General features: G+C 40.8%; 26 protein-coding genes. 18 read left to right on the top strand and 8 right to left on the bottom strand.

Annotated elements, in window-relative coordinates; genetic code table 11:
• Positions 1-91 precede the first annotated feature (91 nt).
• The 4 genes from J0X13_RS05475 to J0X13_RS05490 form a co-directional block, all read right to left on the bottom strand.
• Entirely contained in the window at positions 92-994 is a 903-nt protein-coding gene (locus tag J0X13_RS05475; protein ID WP_207070426.1) for a DMT family transporter, read from the bottom strand.
• Between the two features lie 80 nt (positions 995-1,074).
• A complete protein-coding gene (locus tag J0X13_RS05480) occupies positions 1,075-2,412 on the bottom strand; it encodes a fibronectin type III domain-containing protein (protein WP_207070427.1) in 1,338 nt (445 codons plus the stop codon).
• Positions 2,413-2,466: 54 nt separating this feature from the next.
• Complete coding sequence (ychF, locus tag J0X13_RS05485) at positions 2,467-3,561, bottom strand: redox-regulated ATPase YchF (RefSeq protein ID WP_207070428.1); 1,095 nt, start codon at positions 3,559-3,561, stop codon at positions 2,467-2,469.
• Positions 3,562-3,795: 234 nt separating this feature from the next.
• Positions 3,796-4,149 carry a 4Fe-4S dicluster domain-containing protein gene (locus tag J0X13_RS05490; protein ID WP_207026448.1) on the bottom strand — a complete coding sequence of 118 codons (354 nt, stop codon included), beginning with the start codon at positions 4,147-4,149 and terminating at the stop codon, positions 3,796-3,798.
• 85 nt (positions 4,150-4,234) lie between these two features.
• Between J0X13_RS05490 and J0X13_RS05495 the strand changes: the two genes are divergently transcribed.
• From J0X13_RS05495 to J0X13_RS05530, 8 genes are all read left to right on the top strand, one after another.
• Positions 4,235-5,281 (top strand): acyl-CoA reductase, encoded by a 1,047-nt coding sequence (locus tag J0X13_RS05495; RefSeq protein WP_207070429.1) that lies wholly within the window; start codon positions 4,235-4,237, stop codon positions 5,279-5,281.
• A 70-nt stretch (positions 5,282-5,351) separates the two neighbouring features.
• The gene (gene serC / locus J0X13_RS05500) at positions 5,352-6,416 is read left to right on the top strand and encodes a 3-phosphoserine/phosphohydroxythreonine transaminase (RefSeq protein ID WP_207070430.1); all 1,065 of its coding nucleotides are present in this window, start codon (positions 5,352-5,354) and stop codon (positions 6,414-6,416) included.
• A gap of 5 nt (positions 6,417-6,421) precedes the next feature.
• Entirely contained in the window at positions 6,422-7,378 is a 957-nt protein-coding gene (locus tag J0X13_RS05505; protein ID WP_207070431.1) for a D-2-hydroxyacid dehydrogenase, read from the top strand.
• A gap of 73 nt (positions 7,379-7,451) precedes the next feature.
• Positions 7,452-8,093, top strand: coding sequence for a DUF937 domain-containing protein (locus tag J0X13_RS05510; protein ID WP_207070432.1), 642 nt, complete (start codon positions 7,452-7,454; stop codon positions 8,091-8,093).
• A gap of 69 nt (positions 8,094-8,162) precedes the next feature.
• A complete protein-coding gene (locus J0X13_RS05515; RefSeq protein WP_207070433.1) occupies positions 8,163-8,621 on the top strand; it encodes a DUF6146 family protein in 459 nt (152 codons plus the stop codon).
• Positions 8,622-8,652: 31 nt separating this feature from the next.
• Positions 8,653-9,168: a DUF6787 family protein gene (locus J0X13_RS05520; RefSeq protein WP_207070434.1), complete on the top strand. Its 516-nt coding sequence runs from the start codon at positions 8,653-8,655 to the stop codon at positions 9,166-9,168.
• A 55-nt stretch (positions 9,169-9,223) separates the two neighbouring features.
• Positions 9,224-9,562 (top strand): hypothetical protein, encoded by a 339-nt coding sequence (locus J0X13_RS05525; RefSeq protein WP_207070435.1) that lies wholly within the window; start codon positions 9,224-9,226, stop codon positions 9,560-9,562.
• 44 nt (positions 9,563-9,606) lie between these two features.
• Complete coding sequence (locus tag J0X13_RS05530; RefSeq protein ID WP_207070436.1) at positions 9,607-11,868, top strand: TonB-dependent receptor; 2,262 nt, start codon at positions 9,607-9,609, stop codon at positions 11,866-11,868.
• Positions 11,869-11,896: 28 nt separating this feature from the next.
• Here the strand turns inward: J0X13_RS05530 and J0X13_RS05535 are convergent, their stop codons facing one another.
• From J0X13_RS05535 to msrA, 3 genes are read right to left on the bottom strand one after another with little or no spacing between them, the layout of a single operon-like run.
• Complete coding sequence (locus J0X13_RS05535) at positions 11,897-12,193, bottom strand: hypothetical protein (protein WP_207070437.1); 297 nt, start codon at positions 12,191-12,193, stop codon at positions 11,897-11,899.
• Positions 12,194-12,233: 40 nt separating this feature from the next.
• Positions 12,234-12,833, bottom strand: coding sequence for a GTP cyclohydrolase I FolE (folE, locus tag J0X13_RS05540; protein WP_207070438.1), 600 nt, complete (start codon positions 12,831-12,833; stop codon positions 12,234-12,236).
• Complete coding sequence (gene msrA / locus J0X13_RS05545; RefSeq protein WP_207070439.1) at positions 12,820-13,383, bottom strand: peptide-methionine (S)-S-oxide reductase MsrA; 564 nt, start codon at positions 13,381-13,383, stop codon at positions 12,820-12,822. The genes folE and msrA overlap by 14 nt, the downstream gene beginning before the upstream one ends.
• A gap of 232 nt (positions 13,384-13,615) precedes the next feature.
• Between msrA and J0X13_RS05550 the strand changes: the two genes are divergently transcribed.
• Genes J0X13_RS05550 through J0X13_RS05560 form a run of 3 tightly spaced genes read left to right on the top strand, consistent with a single transcriptional unit; the run spans position 13,616 to position 15,716 of the window.
• The gene (locus J0X13_RS05550; protein WP_207070440.1) at positions 13,616-14,284 is read left to right on the top strand and encodes an ABC transporter ATP-binding protein; all 669 of its coding nucleotides are present in this window, start codon (positions 13,616-13,618) and stop codon (positions 14,282-14,284) included.
• A 1-nt stretch (position 14,285) separates the two neighbouring features.
• Positions 14,286-15,050: a TIGR02757 family protein gene (locus J0X13_RS05555; RefSeq protein WP_207070441.1), complete on the top strand. Its 765-nt coding sequence runs from the start codon at positions 14,286-14,288 to the stop codon at positions 15,048-15,050.
• Positions 15,051-15,080: 30 nt separating this feature from the next.
• On the top strand, positions 15,081-15,716 hold the full coding sequence (locus tag J0X13_RS05560) for a transglutaminase-like domain-containing protein (RefSeq protein WP_207070442.1): 636 nt from the start codon (positions 15,081-15,083) through the stop codon (positions 15,714-15,716).
• Positions 15,717-15,735: 19 nt separating this feature from the next.
• On the opposite strand, the gene J0X13_RS05565 is transcribed toward J0X13_RS05560, so the two are convergent.
• Positions 15,736-16,875, bottom strand: coding sequence for a Gfo/Idh/MocA family protein (locus J0X13_RS05565; RefSeq protein WP_207070443.1), 1,140 nt, complete (start codon positions 16,873-16,875; stop codon positions 15,736-15,738).
• Between the two features lie 130 nt (positions 16,876-17,005).
• On the opposite strand from J0X13_RS05565, the gene J0X13_RS05570 reads away from it, so the two are divergent.
• The 7 genes from J0X13_RS05570 to J0X13_RS05600 all read left to right on the top strand — a co-directional run bounded on the left by J0X13_RS05570 (position 17,006) and on the right by J0X13_RS05600 (position 24,475).
• Entirely contained in the window at positions 17,006-18,490 is a 1,485-nt protein-coding gene (locus J0X13_RS05570; protein ID WP_207070444.1) for a S10 family peptidase, read from the top strand.
• A 112-nt stretch (positions 18,491-18,602) separates the two neighbouring features.
• Complete coding sequence (locus J0X13_RS05575) at positions 18,603-19,298, top strand: SGNH/GDSL hydrolase family protein (protein ID WP_313786428.1); 696 nt, start codon at positions 18,603-18,605, stop codon at positions 19,296-19,298.
• 1 nt (position 19,299) lies between these two features.
• Positions 19,300-19,695, top strand: a complete 396-nt coding sequence (locus J0X13_RS05580; protein WP_207070445.1) for a hypothetical protein — start codon at positions 19,300-19,302, stop codon at positions 19,693-19,695.
• Between the two features lie 31 nt (positions 19,696-19,726).
• Entirely contained in the window at positions 19,727-20,734 is a 1,008-nt protein-coding gene (locus J0X13_RS05585; RefSeq protein ID WP_207070446.1) for a glycosyltransferase, read from the top strand.
• 245 nt (positions 20,735-20,979) lie between these two features.
• On the top strand, positions 20,980-22,902 hold the full coding sequence (locus tag J0X13_RS05590) for a BatA domain-containing protein (RefSeq protein ID WP_242535619.1): 1,923 nt from the start codon (positions 20,980-20,982) through the stop codon (positions 22,900-22,902).
• Positions 22,899-24,152 (top strand): dihydroorotase, encoded by a 1,254-nt coding sequence (locus tag J0X13_RS05595; protein ID WP_207070448.1) that lies wholly within the window; start codon positions 22,899-22,901, stop codon positions 24,150-24,152. The genes J0X13_RS05590 and J0X13_RS05595 overlap by 4 nt, the downstream gene beginning before the upstream one ends.
• The gene (locus J0X13_RS05600; protein ID WP_207070449.1) at positions 24,152-24,475 is read left to right on the top strand and encodes a hypothetical protein; all 324 of its coding nucleotides are present in this window, start codon (positions 24,152-24,154) and stop codon (positions 24,473-24,475) included. Before J0X13_RS05595 ends, J0X13_RS05600 begins: the two co-directional genes overlap by 1 nt.
• Positions 24,476-24,478 lie beyond the last annotated feature (3 nt).

Here is a 24,478-nt window from a genome sequence, read left to right on the forward strand (position 1 = left end):
TAATCATTGCAATATAAAATTTAGGAGCAAAAATAAAAGGGTGTAGGGTAGAAAGTAATCAACAATGAAAAACAATAATTGTTAATATATATCAGCCTTTAGCCCGCTTTTTGCCTTGGATTGACAGGTAGGTCACCCCAAAAATAACAACCGACATTCCAACCAACTGCCAATATGTGAGTTTTTCGTCCAAAAAAACAAAGGCGAGCAAAATTGTGGAAATGGGGCCTAAACTTCCCAAAATTGAAAAGTTGGAGGCTCCCAACCTTTCGATTGCCGCCGACACCAAAAACGAAGGAATGAACGTAGCGAAAATGGCCATTGCAAAACCGTATGCATATACGGGCCAAGAATAATCCATAAATCCCCAATTGCCCGATACCAAATAGTGCATTACAATACAGATTGTGGACACGATCATCGCGTAACAGGTAAATCGGAGCACACCGAATTTGGGGATCAACCAACCACTTCCCACCAAATAAGAGGCGTAGGTAATGGCACTCAGCAATACCAGAAACCCTCCCAGCAGTACTCCGTTGCCAGAGACCTCCAATTCGTCCCAAAAGGTAATGAGCACACCAAAGTAGGTGATAAGAATGGCGATAAATTGCACCCTGGATATTTTTTGCCTAAATATCAGCCAACTTAGAAATACAACAATGGTTGGGTACACAAAAAGAATGATACGCTCCAGGCCAGCTTTGATGTAATTCAACCCCAAAAAATCAAAATAACTGGCCAAATAGTAACCCACAAAGCCAAAAAGAAACAGCCATGCATAATCTTTTGCCACAATTTTTGTGTTTGCTGGTTTTTTTCGAATCAAAAACAATATGAAAATGTAAAATGGAAGTGAAAACAACATTCGAAACAGCAGCAAATCGAGCGTATCGACATTGTAGCGGTACGCCAATTTCACCATTACTGCCTTGGAGGAGAACATCACTACTCCCAGGACCCCATAAAAAATCCCCAAGCTTTTACTGGACATATAGCAAAACTATTGCTAATATAAATGCAATAGCATACCTTCCGTATATAAATACGACACCCAAACGCTTATATCAACATTTAAAGCTTGCAATTACCGTCTATCATATCCTGCAAAGTAGGATTGTATGCATTTCCAATAGTTGAAAAAGAACCTGTATATTCTGCGGTAATCAAACTATTCAGTATACAGAAATCCTGCAGAACCTGGTTATATCTTATCTGCACATCTGTACCAAATGATGTTATATTTCCAAAAGCAGTTATAGAAGTTAAAAGAACATTTGAGTTAATACGAATACCCCCATCCACATTTGTTAAAGATTCGAAACCCTGAATTGAAGTCAAAGAACCATTATTGGATATTTCAATAGAGGTCAAACTTGTAAATGGATTGAAAATGGTGATTGCTTCTAAAGATGCATTTCCATTTATAACAATTTCCGATATAGATTCCAAAGAACTTAATGGTGTTAGGTCCGTTAAAGCATCATTATTGTTTAGCCATAGTCCATTGCCTATTGATGTTAATTTCGAAAGTCCATTTAAATCCACTAGACTAGCGTTATCGGTTATTTGAAAATAATTGCCTGTTGTTTCCAAATTCTGAAAACCTGATATTACTTCAAGGTTTGTATTTTCGCTGATTTTTACCAATCCACTCACGTTAACTGTTTGTGAGAATCCAGAAATGGTTTTCAAAGCATCATTCCCTTGAAATATAATGGCATAAGATGCATTTAGACTTTCCAAAGCGGAAATATCAGTCAAGGCATCATTGTTAATAAACTGAATAGATTCTCCAATTTCCAAAACATTTTCGAGCCCATTCAAGGAAACTAGGTTGTCGGCGTTAGATATCAACAGATCCTGTCCAATTAATTCCAAATTGCTCAAGGGTGTCAAATCATTCACAGAACCATAAATTCTGACTTCCCCAGTTACCTCGGTATAATTTTCAGCACCAAAGGAATCGACCAAACTTTGATTGGAAAGATCAATGGTTCCCTCATAAACCTTTGACTGGGGTTCTTGAATCAATGTAGTAAAAGTAACTTCGTTCCCATAAGCGGTTCCCTTGGAATTTACAGCGTAAGACCTTGCGTAATATTTAGTGTCGGGTTCTAAATTGTCCACTATGGCAGAAAAATTATCATTTCCACTACCAATACTTTTTTTGTTGTCATTTATGGTAGGGCCTGAGGCTACATCCCAAACAACACCTTTGTCTATGATGTTGGCACCTCCGTTGTTAGATATACTTCCTCCAAGTTGTGCGGAAACAGCGGTTATTTCGTTTGGGGAATTGGTTGCTATTATAGGTAAGTCTACAGTTGATTGTGGTTCGTTTTCTGATTCTGAAGATGAGGAACAGCCCAATAGAAAAATCAGGGCTAGGCTAAGTATGGGGTATTTCATGAAACATATATTTAACAGGAAATATACTACTTAAATACAGTCCTGCAAAATATATCAAACATTAAACCTAAAATGCATCACATCACCGTCCTTAACAATATATTCTTTACCCTCTACACGCATACGGCCAGCCTCTTTTACCTTGGCTTCGCTGCCGTATTTAACGTAATCGTCATAGGAGATGACCTCGGCACGGATAAACCCTTTTTCAAAATCGGTATGGATAACACCCGCCGCTTGTGGAGCTGTTGCCCCAACAGGAATGGTCCATGCACGGACTTCTTTTACCCCTGCGGTAAAATAGGTTTCAAGATCAAGTAGTTTGTAGGCGCCACGAATCAATTTGGCCGAGCCAGGCTCGGAAAGTCCCAAATCTTCCAAGAACATTTGACGCTCCTCATACGTTTCCAATTCGGTAATGTCGGCTTCCGTACCAACCGCCAAAAAGATAACCTCCGCATTTTCTCCAGCTACGGCTTCCTTTACTTTTTCAACATAAGCATTTCCATCGACCGCTGCACCTTCATCAACATTACAAACATACATTACAGGCTTATCCGTGATCAGTTGCATGGGTTTTACAAATTCTTCACGGTCATCGTCATTTATGGAAATGGCCCTGACGGATTTTCCGGCTTCGAGCCCTTCTTTAAGGGCAGAAAGCACAGCTTCTTCCTTTTGAGCGTCCTTATTCCCGGTTTTGGCTGCACGCTTCACTTTGTCGAGTTTCTTTTCAACACTCTCCAAATCTTTCAATTGCAATTCCATATCAATGGTCTCCTTGTCCCTGATCGGGTCTACAGAACCATCAACGTGAACCACATTATCGTTATCAAAGCAACGTAGCACGTGCAGAATGGCATCGGTTTCGCGGATATTTCCCAAAAATTGGTTTCCTAATCCTTCTCCCTTACTGGCGCCTTTTACCAGACCAGCAATATCCACAATTTCTACGGTAGCAGGTATCACACGTTCGGGATTAACCAGTTCTTCCAATTTTTCCAAACGCTGGTCGGGCACATTTACCACGCCAATATTAGGTTCAATAGTACAAAAAGGGAAGTTGGCACTTTGTGCTTTTGCGTTGGACAAACAGTTGAAAAGTGTTGATTTTCCTACGTTTGGTAATCCTACAATACCTGCTTTCATCTAAATTCTTATGTTTTGAGGCTGCAAATATAAGTTGAAGTTTTGGTACTGATGCCTAATAGCCTTTAATCAATAAATAAAATCCCATGACCATCAAAGCAATGATACCAAAAATCGCGATAAGGGATAATATGCACCCCGCTTGCTTCCAAATACCGTTATAAGCTTTCTCTTTTTTCTGCATAAAAAAACCCCGAACTTTGGTTCGGGGCTAAATTAATTGTTTTTTATTGCTTAACCGTTGGGATGCATAAACTTTTGCTTGCCCAATAATTCTTCTTCGGTTTCTTCGTGGTCTTCGTCGGGAACACAACAGTCCACTGGGCATACTGCCGCACATTGTGGTTCTTCGTGAAATCCTTTGCATTCGGTACATTTATCCGGAACTATGTAATAAAGCTCATCACTCACTGGTTCCTGAACTTCATCGGCATTCACCTCTTTACCGTTGGGCAAAACCACATCACCGTTCAGTGACGTTCCATCACTATATCTCCATTCATCTGCACCCTCATAAATTGCTGTGTTGGGACATTCTGGCTCGCAAGCACCACAATTTATGCACTCATCTGTTATAATAATTGCCATAATTTTCTTTTCCTTTTGGGCTGATTCTTATCAGCATGCTTACTTTTGACAAAAATAAACCCTACTAAATTAGTGTACAAATTTAATGGCACCAGATACAAATACCATAGATGCTTTTGTTAAACTTGGAAAATACCTAACGGATTTTTGTGATAAATGTTATTCCAACGACCCCGAAGTTAATCAAGAGTTGAAGGAAATCATTGCGCGGGCGGGCCATCACAATGGGTGGTTTACCGAGGATAACATTCTATTCTCCTTAAAGCAATGGGGCGACCTGCTCACGGAAGAAAATATAAAGGATTGGTTGGACAACTATTCCTTTAACAAGGATAGTGAACCAAAAACCGTGGGCATTATTATGGCAGGAAACATTCCATTGGTGGGCTTTCACGACTTTTTATCGGTGTTGCTATCTGGCAACAAGGTCTTGGCCAAACTATCGTCCAACGACAAAGTCCTCTTGCCTTATCTATCCAATTATTTGATTGAACAAGAGCCATCACTCGCGGATAAAATTGAGTTTGTGGACGAGAAACTCGAAAACTTTGATGCAGTGATCGCCACGGGGAGCAACAACACCAGCCGCTATTTCGAATATTATTTTGGAAAGAAGCCCAACATCATCAGAAAAAATAGAAACTCTCTCGCCGTGTTGACCGGAAAAGAATCGGAAGAAGAATTAAAGGCGCTCGGAGAAGATATTTTCAGGTATTATGGATTGGGTTGCCGCAATGTATCCAAAATATTTGTGCCAAAAAATTATGATTTTGATGCGTTGTTCAATGCGCTCTTCCATTATAAGGACATTATCAATCAACATAAGTACGCCAATAACTACGATTATAATAAGGCGGTCTATTTGATGAGTGAATTCAAAATTCTGGATAACGGATTTTTGATTTTAAAAGAGGATGAGGCCCTCACCTCCCCCATTTCTGCTTTGTTTTATTCATTTTATGATGATGAATCCAGTTTAAGGGAGAAGTTGCAGGAAATGGACGAGCAAATCCAATGTGTGGTTTCTGGTGCAGCAAAAGAAAATGAAGTGAATTTTGGAGATACCCAAAAGCCCAGCTTAAGTGATTACGCAGATGGAGTTGATACTATGGAATTCCTATTGAACCTTTAACAAATCCTATACTTTGGAATCGTTTACAGATCCAACAATTTTTAAGACCTTTACTCCTTAAACCAAGGAAATGAAAAAGCATAATTTTAGCGCAGGCCCGTGCATTTTGCCCGCAGAGGTAATGCAAAAGGCATCCGAAGCCATTATTGAACTGGATGGCATTGGACTTTCACTTATAGAAATTTCTCACCGAAGTAAGGAGTTCGTAGCCATTATGGAAAAGGCTCGCTCACTCGCACTGGAACTTTTGGGGCTCGAGGGCAAAGGTTATCAGGCTCTGTTTTTGCAAGGAGGAGCAAGCATGCAATTTTTAATGACGGCTTTCAACCTCTTGGACAAAAAAGCTGGATATGTGAATACGGGCACTTGGAGTCAAAAAGCCATTAAGGAAGCTAGATTGTTCGGTGAAATCATAGAAGTCGCTTCCTCCCAAGAAGATAATTTTAAGTATATCCCAAAAGGTTTTGATATTCCATCCGATTTGGATTATCTGCACCTTACCTCCAACAATACCATTTACGGAACCCAGTTTAAAGAATTTCCAAAAACCGATGTGCCGTTGGTATGTGATATGAGCTCAGATATCTTTTCCAGACAAATGGACTTTTCCCTGTTTGATCTGATCTATGCCGGTGCACAAAAAAACATGGGTCCGGCAGGGACAACGCTCGTGGTGGTAAAAGAAGATATTTTAGGAAAGATATCGCGTAAAATACCATCTATGATGGACTACTCGGTTCATGTGGCCAAAGATAGTATGTTCAACACACCGCCCGTTTTTGCTGTGTACGTTTCCATGCTTACCATGCAATGGTTGAAGGATTTGGGAGGAATTGCTGCGATTGAAGAAATCAATGAACGAAAAGCCAATTTGATCTATTCGGAGATCGAACTTAACCCTGTATTCTCTGGAATTGCTGCAAAAGAAGACCGCTCCAACATGAACGCCACCTTCAATATCACCGATGATGAGTTAAAGGATGTGTTCGATGCTATGTGCAAAGAAGCGGGAATTAACGGTATAAATGGACATAGGTCTGTCGGTGGTTATCGAGCTTCCATGTACAATGCGCTCCCTCTGGAAAGTGTGGGAGTTTTGGTGGACATTATGAGTGAACTTGAAAAGAAAGGATAATTTTAATGGTTAAGATTTTAGCTAACGACGGAATCGCTCAAGAAGGGGTGGATTTACTTGAAAAAGAAGGTTTCGAAGTTAAAAATACCCGTGTTGCCGATGAACAATTGGCAAACTACATCAACAAAAATAATATTGAGGGGTTATTGGTACGGAGTGCGACCAAAGTCGATAAAAAACTTATTGAGGATTGCCCTGATTTAAAACTGATTGGACGTGGCGGTGTTGGTTTGGACAATATTGATGTAAAATACGCCGAGTCCAAAGGAATTAAAGTCTTCAACACGCCCGAAGCATCTTCCGAGTCAGTAGCGGAATTGGTTTTTGCACACCTGTTGAATGGTGTTCGATTCTTGCACGATTCCAACCGGAACATGCCTCTGGAAGGTGATAATCAATTCAAACAACTTAAAAAGAGCTATGCAGGAGGCCTTGAACTTCGAGGAAAAACCCTAGGTATTGTAGGCTTTGGAAGAATTGGACAAGCTACTGCAAAAATGGCGTTGGCCTTGGGCATGGAGGTCTTGTTCACTGATCATCATACCAAAGAAGCTAGTTTGACACTTTCTTTTTTTGATGGACAATCTGTTGATTTTGCTTTAAAAAGCAGCGATATTAAAGAAGTTTTGGCCAACTCCGACTTTGTGAGTCTTCATGTACCGGCCCAAGAAAAATATCTTATTGGAAAAAAGGAACTTGGACTTATGAAGCCAGGTGCTGGAATCATCAATACCTCAAGAGGTGGTGTATTGGACGAAGTTGCCTTGGTCGAAGCCTTGGATACCGACCATTTGGCCTTTGCTGGACTGGATGTTTACGAATCGGAACCCAATCCGGAAATCAAGATATTGATGAATCCCAAAATTTCACTTAGCCCACATGTTGGCGGCTCCACTGTTGAGGCACAACAGCGAATAGGTGTTGAATTGGCGCAGAAGGTTATCAAATTACTAAAACCATAGGTTTTTTAAGACCGTTCCATCTTTCAAAACCCACTTTTTCGTACCTTGTTGTCTTAACCTTAACACTAACAAAATGTCAGGATTATTAGACTTGATCAACAGCCCTATGGGCAAACAGTTGGTCAGCGGAGCTGCTAGCCAAACTGGGCAACCCGAAAATAAAACAGCAGAAGTTTTGAGCATGGCCATGCCCCTATTAATGGGGGCTATGAAAAAAAATGCATCCACGCCAGGTGGGGCACAAGGACTCATGGATGCCCTTTCCTCCAAACATGACGGCGGTATTTTAGATGATTTAGGTGGTCTTTTTGGCGGTGGAGTAGACCAAAATGTAATGGATGATGGAGCTGGGATTCTCGGCCATGTGCTAGGTTCCAAGCAACCACAAGTCGAAAATGCCTTGAGTACCAAATCAGGAATTGATGCTGGTTCCATATCACAAATTTTAAAAATCGCAGCCCCTATCCTTTTGGGATATTTGGGAAAACAGACCAGACAACAAAACGTGAGCAGCCCCGAAGGTCTTAACGGACTCTTGGGCGGATTAATGGGCGGCAATAAGACAGCGGCCAAGCAACAATCCTTGGTCGAAAGCTTTTTGGATAGCGATGGTGACGGCAGTGTTATAGATGATTTGGCCGGAATGGTATTGAATGGCGGTGGCCAGAAAAAGAGTGGTCTTGGGGGTATGCTCGGAGGACTTTTTGGGAAATAGAAAGTTAACTTAACTATATTTAACAGAGCCACTTGAGTTTTCAAGTGGCTTTTTTTGTATTTTAAGAATATGAAAAAGAAAATAATAAATCCATTACTGTTCGGTCTTATGCTGTGCATAGGCTTAACATCTTGTACATCTCAAAAATCAACATTGGATGTCACTACCGAAGAAAAGGCGCTTTTCGAATCAGATGATGATGCGCCGGTCGAAATCGCAGATGATGACACGGAATACGAAATCATTATCATAGAGCCGGGTTTTTATACTTGGTTAAACTCCATTGCACGACCTGAAGGTTATTATTCCCAATCGTTCCTGGAAAACCGAAATGCAATCATGGTGGTCACTTGGAATCAAAGGGTTTTACAACCACAACGATGGAATCCCAACCTGTATGAAATGCAGATTAATTACGACCCAAGTATTGATTATGGCTACGAAGTCAATTACAAATTATACAATTACTTCATTTATTTTCAAAGAAAATACAATCAACGTTTAGGGCCCTTTCTGCCCAGAATTTAATGTGCTATTTTTGCATCAATCAACTTGAACAATGCAAAAACTAAAACAGCGCTGGGAAATCCAAAAGAACTGGCAAATCCTTTTTCCCATATTGGGTGCATTATCGGTTTTATTGACTGCCTACACTATTTCTAGAAGCTTTATGCACTTTTTTGGTCTCAACAACACCGTTTTTGAATGGGTTTTTACCATTGGCAGCTCGGTGGTACTCTACTTTGTATTAGTGAAATTTTTCCTCTGGTGTTTTAAAAAGGTGGAGAACAAATGGAAAGTGGATTATAAATGGGAAATGATCGCCATTTTCATTGTTTTCGCATTAACAGGCAGTGCAGCAGGAAAATTGGCAGGTCCATTGGTACATTGGATCGGTTTGGACAGTGAAAATGTGCATGGAGCTGTCTACTGGACCCTTCGTATTCTTCTAATATTTCCCATTTATCAAATTTTATTGGTCTGTATTGGATGGCTATTCGGTCAATACCAATTTTTCTGGAATTTTGAGAAAAAGATGCTTAAACGTATGGGATTAGGCTCTTTCCTTTCATAGTTTATCGTTTTCTTAACATAAAAAGAGGGAAAACCTTGGTTACTTTTGCGAAAGTATGAATACCAACCTCTACAAACGCGTACTGATATTTGCTTCCCTGTTGATGGCAGTGGCAATTTTAGCCCCTTCCATTATTAAATTGGGCCATACCTTGTACGAGCATAGTCAGGAGGAGCAATGCATTGCGTATGGTACAAATCATATTCACGATGGTAATCTGGATTGTGACTTCCATGATTTTACCCTTGTCAATAAGGTGCTTTTCAACGCTAATTTCACCTACATACCGGTTGAGGTTCCCGAGATAAAGTACACCAACACTCTCTACTCTTTTACATACAAGCCTCAAGAAGTTTCTTTTCGGGCTTTGCGTGGTCCCCCATCAGTTTCATAGTGATTATCTACTGATTTAAGTTTTTAAACCATTTATTTTTTACAATGAAACAATTTTATATTTCAGTGCTTTTAGCATTGACATCGATTTATACATACTCACAGAATACACTTTCAGGAAACATTTCGGATGCTGAAACGGGAGAACCTTTGGAACAGGTTTCGGTATATATTCCACAATTGGAAAACGGTACCGTAACGGATGCAGACGGAAACTACACATTAAAAAATTTACCGGAAGGAAACTATAAACTGGTCATTTCCTATATAGGTTTTGAAACCTACTCCACTTCTTTTGAAATCAATGAAGGAAGCAACCAGTTCAATTATCAAATGTTTCCATCTGTCATAGAAATGGACGAGGTAGTGCTTTCTACCCCATTCCATAAATTACAACGTGAAAACGTAATGAAAGTGGAACAAAAATCCATGGAGGAACTCAAACAACAAGGGGGCATTACACTATCCGAAGGGATTACGAACATTCCTGGTGTTTCCTCGGTTTCAACAGGTGTGGGGATTGGAAAACCAGTTATCCGTGGATTGAGTTTTAACCGTGTTTTGGTTTACACACAAGGCGTACGACTCGAAAACCAACAATATGGAGGTGAACACGGTTTGGGCATTAACGATGCGGGAGTATCAAGTGTGGAGGTGATCAAAGGTCCTGCATCTTTGCTTTACGGTTCCGATGCCCTCGGTGGGGTACTCTATTTGAATCCGGAAAAGTTTGAAACTTCCGGAGAGACATCAGGTGATGTAAACATGAGGTATTTTACCAACACATTGGGCTACAATGCCAATGCAGGATTTAAGACATCGGGGGAAAAGCTGAAATTTTTGGTTCGTGGTGCCTATGCGTCAAATGCAGATTATGAAACCGGCGATGGAACCAGTGTCACAAATTCCAGGTTCAATGAAGCTGACTTAAAAACAGGATTGGCGTATCAAACGGCAAAGTTTAAAACAGAACTTAGATATAACTATAATACTGCTGACCTTGGTATTCCTGAGGAAATCGGCGTCCAAAACAACGATCGCGATCCACTGGAACCTTACCAAGAACTCTCTACCCATATTTTAAGTGCTAAAAACAACTTCTTCTTCAGGAAATCGAGTTTGGAAGCCACTTTTGGGTACACGGTAAATAACAGAAAAGAGTTTGAGGAACATCACGAAGAACACGCTGGGGAAGAACCTGTTGAAGAACATGCAGAGGAAGAGGAAGAAGGGGCGGCTTTGGATATGAAGTTGAGCACCTTTAATTACAATATTCAATTTAATCCTCAATGGGGTAAAATGACCACCATTTTTGGTGTACAAGGTATGCATCAAACCAATGAAAATTTTGGAGAGGAAGTTTTGGTGCCCAATGCCATAACAAACGATTTTGGTGTGCTGGCCACATCCCATATCCATTTCACCAAGAGTGACCTTCAAATAGGTCTGCGTTACGACCTTAGATCTATAAACGGTGAAGCTAGCGGTATAGAGGGAGATGAAGAGTACATCCCTGCTTTGGACAAGAATTTCAATAGCTTTAATGCAGCATTGGGATATCGTATTGATTTGACCAATAACATTATGGGGCGATTAAACTTGGCTACTGGATTCAGGGCTCCCAACCTATCGGAATTGTCGTCCAACGGATTGCACAGCGGGGCAAACCGTGTGGAAATTGGCAATCCTGAATTGGATAGTGAACAAAATTTCCAAATAGATTTGGCATTGGAGTACGGAAATAGACATATTGAAGCTTATGTAAATACATTTTATAATATCGTAAACGATTATATCTATTTGGAGCCAACTGGTGAGTTCCGAGAATTGGACCCTGTTTATGATTTCCAACAACAAAATGCCATTTTATACGGTGGTGAATTTGGGTTCCACCTACACCCCCACCCCATTGATTGGTTGCATTTGGAAAGTAGTTACGACATAGTATTTGGTGAATTGGAAGACAACTCAAATCTACCTTTGATTCCTGCCAATCGTTGGACAAATACTTTTCGTGTGGAATGGAAAAAAAGAAACCAAGATTATAAATGCTATGCATTTGTAACGCTTCAAACTTTCTTTGATCAAAACAAAGTAGCTGATTTTGAAACAAAGACCCCGAGATACAATCTGTTTAATATAGGTTTTGGGGGCGATATGAAAATCTTCAATCAAAAAGTAGGGTACTCCATTACAGGTAACAATTTATTCGATAAGAACTACATCTCACACCTATCCAGGTTAAAGGCGGATGGCATAGCCAATATTGGTAGAAATATCTCTTTTAATTTGAATGTGCCGTTATAATGGCAAGAAAACCATAAGTTTAACAAGGTCAATCTTTTTTAGGTTGACCTTTTTTCTTGCTCAAAAGATACGTGTAAACCCAAGTTAGGGTAAAAGTGGGAATTACATCCGTACCGGGCACCAACTCTTCTGCAAAGGTGACCAAACCTGCAGCTTGCCCTACCCTGCCCTTGTACATACGTGTCATGAGCCAGCCTGCAACAGGAGCCCAAATTACATCGGAAAACTCCCCGATACCCGGGATTACAAAGGATAGCATACCGATACCATCGAACAGCAACCCTAAAAGGAGGTTTTGGTACTTCTTGTTTTTTTCTGCTGCCATATGGGAAAAATAGCAATTCCCGCTTAATTGGGAAAGAGCTTTAGGACAAATCGGCGCTCACGAGCTTTAGAAACTCGTTTCGTGTTTCAATTTTTTCGAATTGGCCCCTAAAGCCTGAGGTAGTGGTAACCGAATTTTGTTTTTGTACGCCTCGCATCATCATGCACATATGTGCCGCTTCAATTACGACAGCAACGCCTTTTGGTTTCAATGTTTTGTTGATACATTCCAAGATGTCGTGCGTTAAACGTTCTTGCACCTGCAACCTACGGGCAAATATATCCACCACCCGAGGTATCTTGCTCAAACCAACAATATGCCCGTTTGGAATATAGGCTACGTGAGCTTTACCAAAAAATGGTAACATATGGTGCTCACAAAGGGAGTAGAGCTCAATGTCCTTTATAATCACCATGTCGTCGTAATCTTCGGCGAACATGGCGCCTATAAGAATTTCCTCGGCATCCTGTTTGTAGCCCTGGGTAAGGAAAAGCATAGCTTTGGCAGCTCGTTCAGGGGTTTTTACCAAGCCCTCTCGGGTAACATCCTCACCAATATCTCCAACAATTTTGGAGAAATGTTCTTTCACCTCATTGGTAATTTCAATATTGTACTCTTCGAGGTTTCTATACGGTGCCATGCTTTAGCTTTTTTGAAAAATAATTGTTCAATTTTTTGATCTTCGGATCTATAATGATTTGACAATATGGTTGTTGCCTATAGTTGTTGTAATAATTATGGTGCTCTTCCTCCGCCACATAAAATGGTTTGGCTTCAGAGATAGCGGTCACGATCGGAGCATCAAAAATATTTTCTTTTTCCAATAATGTAATGAAATCTTCAGCCAATTGTTTTTGTTCAGGGTTGGTATAGAAGATCTCACTCCTGTATTGAGTGCCCACATCATTGCCCTGTCTGTTCAGGGTTGTGGGGTCGTGAGTCGCAAAAAATACCTCTAACAACTCGGCGAAGGATATTTTTTTTGGGTCAAAAGTGATTTTGACACCTTCCGCATGTCCTGTTCGACCAGTGGTTATCTCCCGATAGGCCGGATTTTTAATAGTTCCGCCGGTGTAACCAGAAACTACTTCCTCCACACCTTCCAATCGTTGGAAAACAGCTTCTGTGCACCAAAAACAACCTCCTGCAAAAATAGCGATTTCCAATCCCAACTTATTTTGTTTATTCATTTTGATTCAAAGTTAAACAATATTTGATAGGGAAAATTAATTCTAACAAATATTTATAGGTTCCTTGGTCGAAATTACATGCATAATCTTATTTATATAAATTACTAGAGAATTTTTTGTCGTTCCTTAATCGATGCAAGGATACTTGTTGAAAATTTGTAGAATTTGTATCAAAACCATCATCTTTGCGATACAACAGTAATGATTATCTTCGACCAGCGAAGTTGTACTTATGATAAAGGCCACAAATATTCAAAAAAGTTACGGAGACCTTAAGGTTTTACAAGGGGTTGATCTAGAAATAAAAAAAGGGGAAGTAGTTTCCATAGTTGGGGCCTCTGGCGCTGGAAAAACCACCCTGTTACAAATTTTAGGAACATTGGACACCCCTACCAACAAGGGCGAAAGCACCTTATTGATCAACGATACCGATGTGAATCAACTCAATGATAAAAGTTTGGCCCAGTTCAGAAACGAGCATATTGGGTTTATTTTTCAGTTTCATCAATTGTTGCCAGAATTTACGGCTTTGGAAAATGTTTGTATTCCCGCCTTCATCAAAAAAACCCCAATAGCAGAGGCTGAAAAACGCGCCAAAGAATTATTGGACTTTTTAGGCTTAAAGGACCGTTACGACCACAAGCCCAATGCATTATCGGGTGGAGAACAACAACGTGTGGCCGTAGCCCGCTCCTTAATGAACAATCCTTCGGTGGTTTTGGCAGATGAGCCCAGTGGAAATTTGGATTCCGAAAGTGCGGACAATCTGCACAAACTGTTTTTTCGGTTACGGGATGAATTTGGGCAGACCTTTGTTTTGGTGACCCATAACCGAGAATTGGCCGATATGGCAGATAGAAAGCTTACCATGGTGGATGGATTGATCGTTTCCAAGGATTGATATGACCAAAGCGGAACTCAAGGAATTTTTGGATGCCAAAGTGTTGGAATACAACCATCCCAGGTTTTTGGAGGATGACCCTTTGCAAATCCCGCATATATTCACACGAAAAGAGGATATTGAAATCAGTGCCTTTTTAACGGCCACCATTGCTTGGGGCAACCGAAAGAGCATCATCAACAATGCGAATAGGCTTATGGGATTAATGGGCAACGTACCCTACGACTTTGTAATGAATTATTCTGAGGATGATTTAGAACACCTCTCCAATTTTGTACACCGCACCTTCAACGGCATCGACCTCGGTTACTTTGTGACCAGCCTACAAAACATCTATAAGAATCATGGTGGCTTGGAGACTGTTTTTACCGATCACCAGACCAAGGATTCCATGCAGCCAGCCATTTCCAAGTTCAAAGAGCTGTTCTTTGAATTGCCGCACCAAAACAGAACGCAAAAACACGTTTCTGACCCCAATAAAGGTTCCGCCGCCAAACGTATTAATATGTTTTTACGTTGGATGGTTCGTGATAATGGCACGGGCGTGGATTTTGGATTATGGAAAGACATCGATCCCGCTAAACTCTCCTGCCCCTTGGATGTGCATTCGGGAAATGTGGCCAGAAAATTAAAGCTGCTCAAACGTAAACAAAACGATGCCAAGGCATTGCAGGAACTGGACAAAAACCTACGAAAACTGGACTCTACCGACCCAGTAAAATATGATTTTGCATTATTTGGTTTGGGAGTATTTGAAAAGTTTTAGGTATTTTGAATATTCTAGTTGATTGATGTCATGAAATACTTGGAACCTTCCTATTTTTTTGATTTTGAAAACAATTTCATTCAAGAACTAATATCCGAATTCACGGAACAATCTTTAACGGATAAGGAAAAAACGATAGGATTGTATACAAAAGTTCGGGATGATTGGAAGTACGACCCCTATAGCATCAGTCTTGCCAAAGAAAATTATCGGGCCAGTAGTATTGCACAAAAAGCAACAGGCAATTGCGTGGAAAAATCCATTTTATTGATAGCTGGGCTTAGAGCATTGGGGATACCTGCCAGACTCCATTTAGGAAAGGTGAAAAACCATATTGCCGTGGATAGGTTAACGGAAAAGTTCGGTTCCAACGAACTTACACCTCATGGTATGGTAAATGTTTTGCTTAATGATAAATGGTTGAAAATGTCACCTGCTTTCAATAAAAGCCTATGTGGTAAATTAGACGTGGAACCCTTGGAATTTGACGGTGAAAACAACTCATTCCTACAAGCGTATAACAGCGCAGGCACTAGATTTATGGAATACACTGATGACTACGGACATTTTGAGGACGTTCCGCTAGAATTCATGATAAAAAATATCAAGGAACATTATCCGCATATTTTTGACACAACGGAAAATATAACCGAATTTAAACTCTAGGCGGATATACTTCAAGAAATTACCCCCCGAACCCAAAACCAGGTTCGAAATCCAAAGCAATGGTCTCTCCCCCATTGGAAATGGATTTGTAAATGGCCTCAACGATCATCATATCACGTTTGCCCATCTCACCGGGCGCTTTGTTGGGCTCGTTGAACAATACGTGTCGCGCGAAATCGTCCATTTGCAGTTTCTGTTGGCTTTCGTGTGGAAATTTGATTTCATCCCCATTGGAGGTCACACCGCTCAATGGACCATAGTTATTGGCTGGTTGCAATCTGAACCATCCGGATGTTCCGGAAGCGTACATCGCATTGGCATTAAAATTATGTGAGGAGGTTATATTCCCCACTGCACCGCTCGGAAACTCAAATTGGGCTGTAATGGTTTCGTCGGTTTCCTTAAAATACTCAGGTCGCGTGCTAAACTCTTGAGCTGCCACCGAAATAGGATTTTCACCCGTACCATAAATCGTACTTTGTACGGCGTACACTCCCATGTTCATTAAAGCACCACCACCGGATAGTTCCTTGTTCAATCTCCATTGGTTGGGATTGCCCGTGGAACGGTATGCAGCATCCGCAGAAACAAATAAAATGTCCCCAAAGGTCTTTTCCCGTACAAATTCCTTGACCTGTTGTGTGTAAGGTTCTGAATGCAAGCGATAGCCCATTCCCAATTTTACCCCGGCTTCCTCACAGGCGTTTATAATGGCATCACATTCAGCAACGCTCATTCCCATCGGTTTTTCACAGATAACGTGTTTTCCCGCTTTTGCAGCGCGAATACTGAATTCTGCATGCAAACTATTGGGAAGCACTACATACACCACATCAATATCCTCGTTGTTGGCGATATCATCAAAATTTTGATAGTTGTAAATGTTCTTTTCTGGAATTCCGTACTTATCAGCCCATATTTTCTCTTTCTCAGGAGTTCCCGTCACAATTCCTGCCAGATAGCAATATTGGGTATCCTGCAAAGCAGGAGCCAACTGATAGGTACTGTAACTCCCAAGTCCTACCAAGGCAATGCCCAGTTTTTTCTTGTCTTGATGGGCGCCCATAGCACAGGCAAACGGTGCCGATGATAGGAAAGCAGCTCCTCCAATACCTTTTACAGTGAGGCTATTAAAATTTCTTCGGGTGATGGTTTTCATGAATATTGATTTAGTGAGTGTCTTTTAAAATTAAGAATAATAGCTTAATTCGGGTATTTAGAATTCTTTTAACAAGGTAAGAACTTTCAAATTCCCTATTTTTATGGCTAGACTAATTCAACCATATAAAATGAAAAAACTCTTACTATTAGGTATGGCGTTTTGTGCGTCGTTCACCTTTGCTCAAGAACGAAAAATTCCTGTTGACACTACGGTAACCACACAACATTCGGTGACCATTAATGGCGCTCGTATTAATTACACGGCCACCACTGGTACGCAGCCTGTTTGGGACGAAATGGGAAAGCCCATTGCAGCCCTTCACTACACCTACTACACCAAAAACGATGTAAAGGACAGGGCATCGAGACCTTTATTGATTTCCTTTAACGGTGGACCGGGTTCTGGTTCTGTGTGGATGCACCTGGCTTACACAGGCCCCCGCATCCTTAAAATCGACGATGAGGGGTACCCCGTTCAGCCTTATGGAGTTAAGGAAAATCCGTACTCTGTATTGGACGTAACCGACATTGTTTACGTAAATCCAGTAAACACAGGTTATTCACGTACCATTCCTGAGACAGGAAAAGAAGTAGATCGTAAAAAATTCTTCGGGATCAATGCCGATACCAAATATTTGGCCGAATGGCTGAATACCTTTGTTTCTAGAAACAACCGTTGGAGGTCTCCTAAATACATAGTTGGCGAAAGCTACGGCGGTACACGTGTTATGGGACTTTCGTTGGCACTGCAAAACCAACAGTGGATGTATTTGAACGGTGTGATCATGGTTTCTCCTGCCGATTATAAAGTGTTCCGTGACAACGACCCTGTTTCCAGCGCATTGAACATGCCCTATTTTGCAGCAACTGCATGGCACCATAAAGCATTGCCTGCCGATTTGCAAAGCAAAGATCTATTGGAAGTGTTGCCGGAAGTTGAAGAATTTACCATCAACGAATTATTACCGGCCATTGCCAAGGGTGGTTTTATAGCAGATTCCGAGCGTAAGGCCATTGCCGATAAAATGGCACGTTATTCAGGATTGGACGTACAGGACATACTAGATCACAACTTGGATGTACCTACTCAATTTTTCTGGAAAGCTTTGATGAGAAGAAACGGGGGATACACCATTGGCCGTTTGGATAGCCGCTATTTGGGAATCGATAAAACATTGGCAGGTACGCGACCTGATTACTCACCTGAATTGACTTCTTGGTTGCACAGCTTCACTCCTGCCATCAACTATTATTTACAGGAGGAATTGAATTTTAAAACAGATATTAAGTACAACATGTTTGGACCAGTTCGCCCTTGGGATGATAGCAATGATAGTGTTCGTGACGATTTGCGTCAGGCCATGGCACAGAATCCATACTTGAACGTTTTGATACAATCAGGTTATTATGATGGAGCCTGCACCTATTTTGCGGCCAAGTATACGATGTCTCAAGTAGACCCAAGCGGTAAAATGAAAGACAGGTTCGATTGGAAGGGCTATCGTTCCGGGCACATGATGTACCTGAGAAAAGAAGACTTAAAAACAGCCAACGAAGATATTAGAGCGTTTATTTTAAGAACCCAAGCCAACGGAAAGAGCGCGAAATATTAAATTCAAACAACATTCAAGTTAATATAAGCGGTATGACATTTTAAGTCGTACCGCTTTTTTTATGGGTTTGGTTTTACCTTAAATTTCATACTTTTAGCAAAAACTACCAATAGTGAAAAAACAAACCATACTCTGGATCATGATCTCTTTTTTAGGATTGTCGAGTTCCTCAAAAATCAATGCCCAAGATTGGCCCAATTTGGAAAAGTACAACAATGCGAATGCAGAACTTCCCGCTCCAGCAGATGGTGAAAACCGGGTGGTATTCATGGGCAATTCCATCACCGAAATGTGGATAGGTACCCATCCAGAATTTTTTGCCGAAAACCCTTATGTAAACAGGGGCATTGGTGGGCAGACCACCCCACAGATGTTGCTTCGTTTTCGCCAAGATGTGATAGACCTAAACCCCAAAGTAGTCGTCATCTTGGCAGGAACCAACGATATTGCAGGCAATACGGGCCCCATGACGTTGGAACAAATCCATGATAATATTTTATCCATGGTCGAATTGGCAAAAGCAAATAACATAAAGCCGATTGTATGTTCAGTGCTACCTGCCTACGATTACCCGTGGAGGCCAGGTTTGGAACCCAACATCAAGATTCCGAAGCTGAACAAAATGCTCAAGGATATGACCGAAGCGCAAGGTGTGATGTACTTGGACTATTTCTCGGAAATGACCGACGATAGAAATGGTCTGCCATCCGAACTTACGACGGACGAGGTGCATGTAACCAAAGCTGGATATGAAATTATGGAGCGTATGGTAAAAGCATCTATTGATAAGGCACTCAAGACCGAGTAAAATGAACAATGCTGATTTTATACGTGCATTTGAAAAAGGAAAATTTCCTCCGCAACAGTTCAATCATAAGGCACATATAAAATTGGCTTGGATTTATCTTGAAATGTTTGATGAGCAAACTGCTATTTCCAAAACATGTGAGGCCATCAAAAATTTTGATCGGATCCATGGAAATGGTACCAAGTACCACACTACGTTGACAGTGGCTGCCGTAAAAGTGGTGCATCATTTCAGGCAAAAATCAAATGCAGCCACATTTGATGAATTTGTGGCGGAGAATCCAAGACTTATTACCTCATTTAAAGAACTACTTTTTCAACATTATGGAAAAAGTGTCCTTGCCGACCCAAAAGCGAAAACAGCATATTTGGAACCGGATTTGCTCCCCTTCGACTAAACCGCTTGCCAAGATTTAGTTACATTGCAGCATGCAAAAAGGAAAGGTCAGTATTATTATTCCCTTTAAAAACACTGCTCATTATCTACCCGAATGTTTAGATTCCATTGTGGGCCAAACCCATACCGATTGGGAAGTTTTGGCAGTAAACGACCATTCTACCGATAAGAGCTTCGAACTCCTCTCCTCCTACTCCAAAAAAGATGAGCGCATCAAAGTTTTTCAAAACAAAGGGAGTGGCATCATTCCCGCGCTTCAAACTGGCTACGCCGAGAGTCATGGTCAATTTGTAACCCGGATGGATTCGGATGATATCATGAAACCGAACCGTTTGGAGGTCATGATAAATTCTTTAAAAGAAAATGGAACTGGTCATATTACTGTAGGGCAAGTAAAATATTTTTCACATCGGGGCATTAGTAATGGTTATGAGCGCTATGAACAATGGTTGAACCAATTGACAGCTGAAGGAAACAACTTTGATGAGATTTACAAAGAGTGCGTTATTCCTTCCCCATGCTGGATGGTCGAGCGTGAAGATTTTGAAAAATGTAAAGGTTTTGATTCCCATCGCTATCCTGAAGATTACGACCTTACATTTCGATTTTACGAACATGCACTTAAAATTGTTCCTTGCAATCAAGTACTTCATCTTTGGCGTGACTACGATACCCGTACTTCCAGAACCCACGAGCACTATGCCCAAAATTATTTTTTGGACATCAAGCTCCACTATTTTTTAAAGCTAAATCATGATACCCAACGACCATTGGTGGTCTGGGGTGCCGGATTTAAAGGAAAAAAGATTGCAAAAGGATTAAAAAAGCAAGGTTTGGATTTTGTTTGGTTATGCGATAACCCAAATAAAATCGGTAAAAAAATCTATGATAAAGTACTGGTTCATTTTGATGCTTTGCAGGATTTGAAAAATCCACAGAGCATTATTACTGTGGCCAATGAGGAAGCACAAAACGAAATCCGAAGTTATTTTTCCGAACTGGGTCAATCCCCAATGCAGGATTATTTCTTTTTTTGTTAGACATTGACTTTTTTTTAGAAAAGGGATTCTTCGCTTTGCTCAGAATGACATATCGTATCTTCTCATTTATTCTCGACCTGCCATTTTGAAGGAGCATAACGACTGAAGCATCTGGATTTCTGAGTCCCAATAGTCATCGGAGCGTTCGAAATTGCAATAAATTCTAGATTGTTGATTGATCGTTGATAAATGAAGTTTGAAATCAGAATGTTTTAATGCCTATCTTTGATCAAGCAATGTTGGGAATGCAGTTTAAACATCCAGAAATTCTTTGGGCACTTTTTCTTCTAGTCATACCCATTTTAATCCATTTATTTCAATTACGGCGCTTTGCAAAAACCCCTTTTACCAATGTGGCCATGCTACAAAAGGTGGTTTCCGAGTCCAGAAAAAGCAACACCCTTAAAAAATGGTTGCTTTTGTTCACCCGTTTGTTGTTGCTTGCTGCCATTATCATTGCTTTTGCCCAACCTTTTACTTCGGCGAACACGGCACTAAAAGAAAAGGAGACCGTAGTATATTTGGACGACTCCTTTAGCATGCAGGCCAAGAACAATGGTATTTCACTTTTGGAGAAAGCGGTCCAGGACTTGATCAAGAATATTGATGGGGAGTCCGAATTCAGTCTGTTTACCAACGAAAAAACATTTGGCAATGTTAGAGTGTCGGATATCCAAAACTCATTGTTATCGCTCCCCTACTCCTACAAACAATTGAATCTTAATGAAATTGGCCTAAAGGCGAAAAGCATGTTTTCCCAAAATAAGGGTACTGTCAAAAACTTGATTGTGGTCTCGGATTTCCAGGAAAGGATATCCGCGGAAAACACCGAGATAGATGCTGCTTTGTCTACTTATTTTGTTCCAATGCAATCTCAGCAAAGTCAGAATATCTCAATAGATTCTGTTTATGTGGACGAAAATGTCAACGATCAGGCGACACTCCACGTATTCCTTTCTGGTGGTAATAAAGATGAGGCCTTGCCCATTTCACTTTATAATGATGCAGAGCTGATTGCCAAAACAGCCGCAAAATTTAAGTCGGATGGAGATGCGGAAGTCGAATTTACCATTCCCGCCAATAAAGCGTTGAACGGGCGTTTGAGCATTATTGATAATGCATTGGGATACGACAATCGTTTTTACTTTAACATCAATTCCAAAGAAAAAATCAATGTGCTGGCCATTAGCGAATCGGATGGTGATTATGTAAACCGTCTTTTCAGAGGTGATGAGTTCAATTTTCAAAAATACCGATTGAACCAGCTGGATTACAGCAATTTGGACAATCAAAATGTGGTGGTCTTGGATAATCTGACAGCAATTCCAAGTAGTCTTCAGAATACGCTACGTTCATTTAAAAATGATGGGGGTACATTGATTGTTGTTCCCGCCACCAACAGCGATATTTCATCGTACAATAGCTTGTTATCCGGTTTTTCGTCCACCCAATTTTCAGAAAAAGTTGTTCTAGATCAACAATTGACCACCATAACCTTCGATCATCCATTATATCGCAACGTTTTTGAACAGGAAGTAACAAATTTTCAATACCCATCCGTTAAAGAACATTTTAGGATTCGGACGAGTCTTCCTATGGCATTGTCCATGGACAGTGGTGACGCCTTTTTGGTCGGCGATGATGGATTGTATGTATTTACGGTCCCTTTGGAATTGGAAAATTCAAATTTCATTAACTCACCATTGATCGTGCCAACCTTTTATAATATGGCACAATCAAGTTTGCGGGTGCCGAAAACTTATCAAACCCTTGGCAACGCCAACACCGTGGATATTTCCGCGGAAATCGGTGCCGAGAATATTGTGAAAGTCACCAAGGAAGGGTATGAATTTATTCCGCTACAGCAGATTTTCAACAATCGAGTACGACTTACTTTTGACCAGAACCCTGCGGAAGATGGGATTTACTCGATTGTACAGAACAATCAAACTTTACAAAATATAAGTTTCAATTATCCAAGAAGTGAAAGTCTTCTCAAGTATCTGGATCTGGCTACATTGGAAAATATAAACACCATGGATTCCATTCCTGCCTTGTTCGAGTATTTGGAAGCGGAAAGCAACATTACCGCATATTGGAAATGGTTTGTTATTTTAGCGTTGCTTCTGGCGCTTATTGAGGTATTCATTCAAAAATTCGTTACATGAACATTCTGCTGAAGTCTGCAAAAATCGTATGCCCTGGGAACAAGGAACTTCACTTGAAAAAACGTGATATCCTAATCAAAAAAGGGATCATAGAAAAGATTGGCGCCTCTGTGGAAGCTCCTGCCAATATAAAGGTGGTGGAAAAGGAGAACCTGCACGTTTCATTGGGATGGTTTGATAGCAGTGTAAGTTTTGGCGAACCAGGGTTTGAAGAACGCGAGACCATAGCCAATGGACTTTTTACAGCGGGCAAAAGCGGTTTTACCGATATTGTGCTCAACCCGAACACCCACCCGGTTCCTGATACCAGTTCTGATGTTGTGTTTTTAAAGGAACGTGGACAAGGCAAAGCCACCAAGGTGCATCCTATTGGTACTTTGACCACAAATTCGGACGGGGAAGCTCTTGCCGAACTTTTTGATATGAAAAATGCAGGTGCTGTTGCTTTTTACGATTTCAAAAAACAGGTTTCCAATCCCAATCTGCTCAAAATAGCACTGTTGTATGCCCAAAATTTTGATGGATTGGTGTATTCCTTTCCGCAAGACGGCGATATCAAAGGAAAAGGTGTCGCCCACGAAGGCGAAATATCAACAAAACTAGGACTTAAAGGAATCCCTGCTCTGGCCGAAGAACTTCAGATCGCAAGGGATTTGTTTGTACTGGAATATACTGGAGGAAAACTTCATATACCCACAATTTCCTCGGCAGGCTCTGTAAAACTGATTGCCGAGGCCAAGAAAAAGGGCTTGGATGTGACCTGTAGTGTTGCCGTGCACAACCTCTTCTTTTCGGACGAGAATTTGATAGGTTTTGATACCCATTTCAAGGTATCTCCCCCTTTACGGACCAATACGGATTGCAAAGCCTTAATCAAAGGGGTGAAAAACGGAACCATTGATTTTGTGACCTCGGACCACATTCCGATGGATATTGAGCATAAACGTGTGGAGTTCGATAATGCAAAAAGCGGTAGCCTTGGACTGGAATCTACCTTCGGAAGTTTGAATACCATTTTTGAACTTGACGAAACCATCGACATATTGACCAAGGGTCGAGAACGATATCAAATAGAAATACCAAAGCTGGCAGAAGGTTCTAAAGCGTGTCTCACCCTTTTTAATCCTGACGGCGAGTATACTTTTGATAGAAAAGATATCCTGTCGACATCAAAAAACAGCATGTTCCTAGGCGCTACCTTAAAAGGAAAGGTTTACGGAATTATCAACAATGATCAAAGTACATTATAATGAGTGACTCCAAACCCGGCAAAACTACCGCGATTGTAGCTTACATTACCATAATTGGCTGCTTAATAGCCATTACCATGAACATTGAACCCAAGAATGCTTTTGCCCGTTTTCACATTCGACAGGCTTTTGGGATTCATGTACTTTTTCATGCCCTGGCCATTTTGCTTACTTACTCCGGTTACGTTTATTTGTCTTTACCCATCTATATTTTTTATCTTATTATCTGGGTATTTGGCTTTTTACAAGTCCTAAATGAAACGACCAAGCCATTGCCTTTTTTGGGCAAATACTTTCAAAAATGGTTCACATTCATATCATAAATT

Source organism: [Muricauda] lutisoli (nom. illeg.) (assembly GCF_017313105.1).
GTDB classification, from domain to species: domain Bacteria; phylum Bacteroidota; class Bacteroidia; order Flavobacteriales; family Flavobacteriaceae; genus Flagellimonas; species Flagellimonas lutisoli.

Coding starts and splice junctions, on each gene's coding strand:
- J0X13_RS05475 (WP_207070426.1), bottom strand. CDS start 994: ATGTCCAGTAAAAGCTTGGGGATTTTTTATGGGGTCCTGGGAGTAGTG.
- J0X13_RS05480 (WP_207070427.1), bottom strand. CDS start 2,412: ATGAAATACCCCATACTTAGCCTAGCCCTGATTTTTCTATTGGGCTGT.
- ychF (WP_207070428.1), bottom strand. CDS start 3,561: ATGAAAGCAGGTATTGTAGGATTACCAAACGTAGGAAAATCAACACTT.
- J0X13_RS05490 (WP_207026448.1), bottom strand. CDS start 4,149: ATGGCAATTATTATAACAGATGAGTGCATAAATTGTGGTGCTTGCGAG.
- J0X13_RS05495 (WP_207070429.1), top strand. CDS start 4,235: ATGGCACCAGATACAAATACCATAGATGCTTTTGTTAAACTTGGAAAA.
- serC (WP_207070430.1), top strand. CDS start 5,352: ATGAAAAAGCATAATTTTAGCGCAGGCCCGTGCATTTTGCCCGCAGAG.
- J0X13_RS05505 (WP_207070431.1), top strand. CDS start 6,422: ATGGTTAAGATTTTAGCTAACGACGGAATCGCTCAAGAAGGGGTGGAT.
- J0X13_RS05510 (WP_207070432.1), top strand. CDS start 7,452: ATGTCAGGATTATTAGACTTGATCAACAGCCCTATGGGCAAACAGTTG.
- J0X13_RS05515 (WP_207070433.1), top strand. CDS start 8,163: ATGAAAAAGAAAATAATAAATCCATTACTGTTCGGTCTTATGCTGTGC.
- J0X13_RS05520 (WP_207070434.1), top strand. CDS start 8,653: ATGCAAAAACTAAAACAGCGCTGGGAAATCCAAAAGAACTGGCAAATC.
- J0X13_RS05525 (WP_207070435.1), top strand. CDS start 9,224: ATGAATACCAACCTCTACAAACGCGTACTGATATTTGCTTCCCTGTTG.
- J0X13_RS05530 (WP_207070436.1), top strand. CDS start 9,607: ATGAAACAATTTTATATTTCAGTGCTTTTAGCATTGACATCGATTTAT.
- J0X13_RS05535 (WP_207070437.1), bottom strand. CDS start 12,193: ATGGCAGCAGAAAAAAACAAGAAGTACCAAAACCTCCTTTTAGGGTTG.
- folE (WP_207070438.1), bottom strand. CDS start 12,833: ATGGCACCGTATAGAAACCTCGAAGAGTACAATATTGAAATTACCAAT.
- msrA (WP_207070439.1), bottom strand. CDS start 13,383: ATGAATAAACAAAATAAGTTGGGATTGGAAATCGCTATTTTTGCAGGA.
- J0X13_RS05550 (WP_207070440.1), top strand. CDS start 13,616: ATGATAAAGGCCACAAATATTCAAAAAAGTTACGGAGACCTTAAGGTT.
- J0X13_RS05555 (WP_207070441.1), top strand. CDS start 14,286: ATGACCAAAGCGGAACTCAAGGAATTTTTGGATGCCAAAGTGTTGGAA.
- J0X13_RS05560 (WP_207070442.1), top strand. CDS start 15,081: ATGAAATACTTGGAACCTTCCTATTTTTTTGATTTTGAAAACAATTTC.
- J0X13_RS05565 (WP_207070443.1), bottom strand. CDS start 16,875: ATGAAAACCATCACCCGAAGAAATTTTAATAGCCTCACTGTAAAAGGT.
- J0X13_RS05570 (WP_207070444.1), top strand. CDS start 17,006: ATGAAAAAACTCTTACTATTAGGTATGGCGTTTTGTGCGTCGTTCACC.
- J0X13_RS05580 (WP_207070445.1), top strand. CDS start 19,300: ATGAACAATGCTGATTTTATACGTGCATTTGAAAAAGGAAAATTTCCT.
- J0X13_RS05585 (WP_207070446.1), top strand. CDS start 19,727: ATGCAAAAAGGAAAGGTCAGTATTATTATTCCCTTTAAAAACACTGCT.
- J0X13_RS05590 (WP_242535619.1), top strand. CDS start 20,980: ATGCAGTTTAAACATCCAGAAATTCTTTGGGCACTTTTTCTTCTAGTC.
- J0X13_RS05595 (WP_207070448.1), top strand. CDS start 22,899: ATGAACATTCTGCTGAAGTCTGCAAAAATCGTATGCCCTGGGAACAAG.
- J0X13_RS05600 (WP_207070449.1), top strand. CDS start 24,152: ATGAGTGACTCCAAACCCGGCAAAACTACCGCGATTGTAGCTTACATT.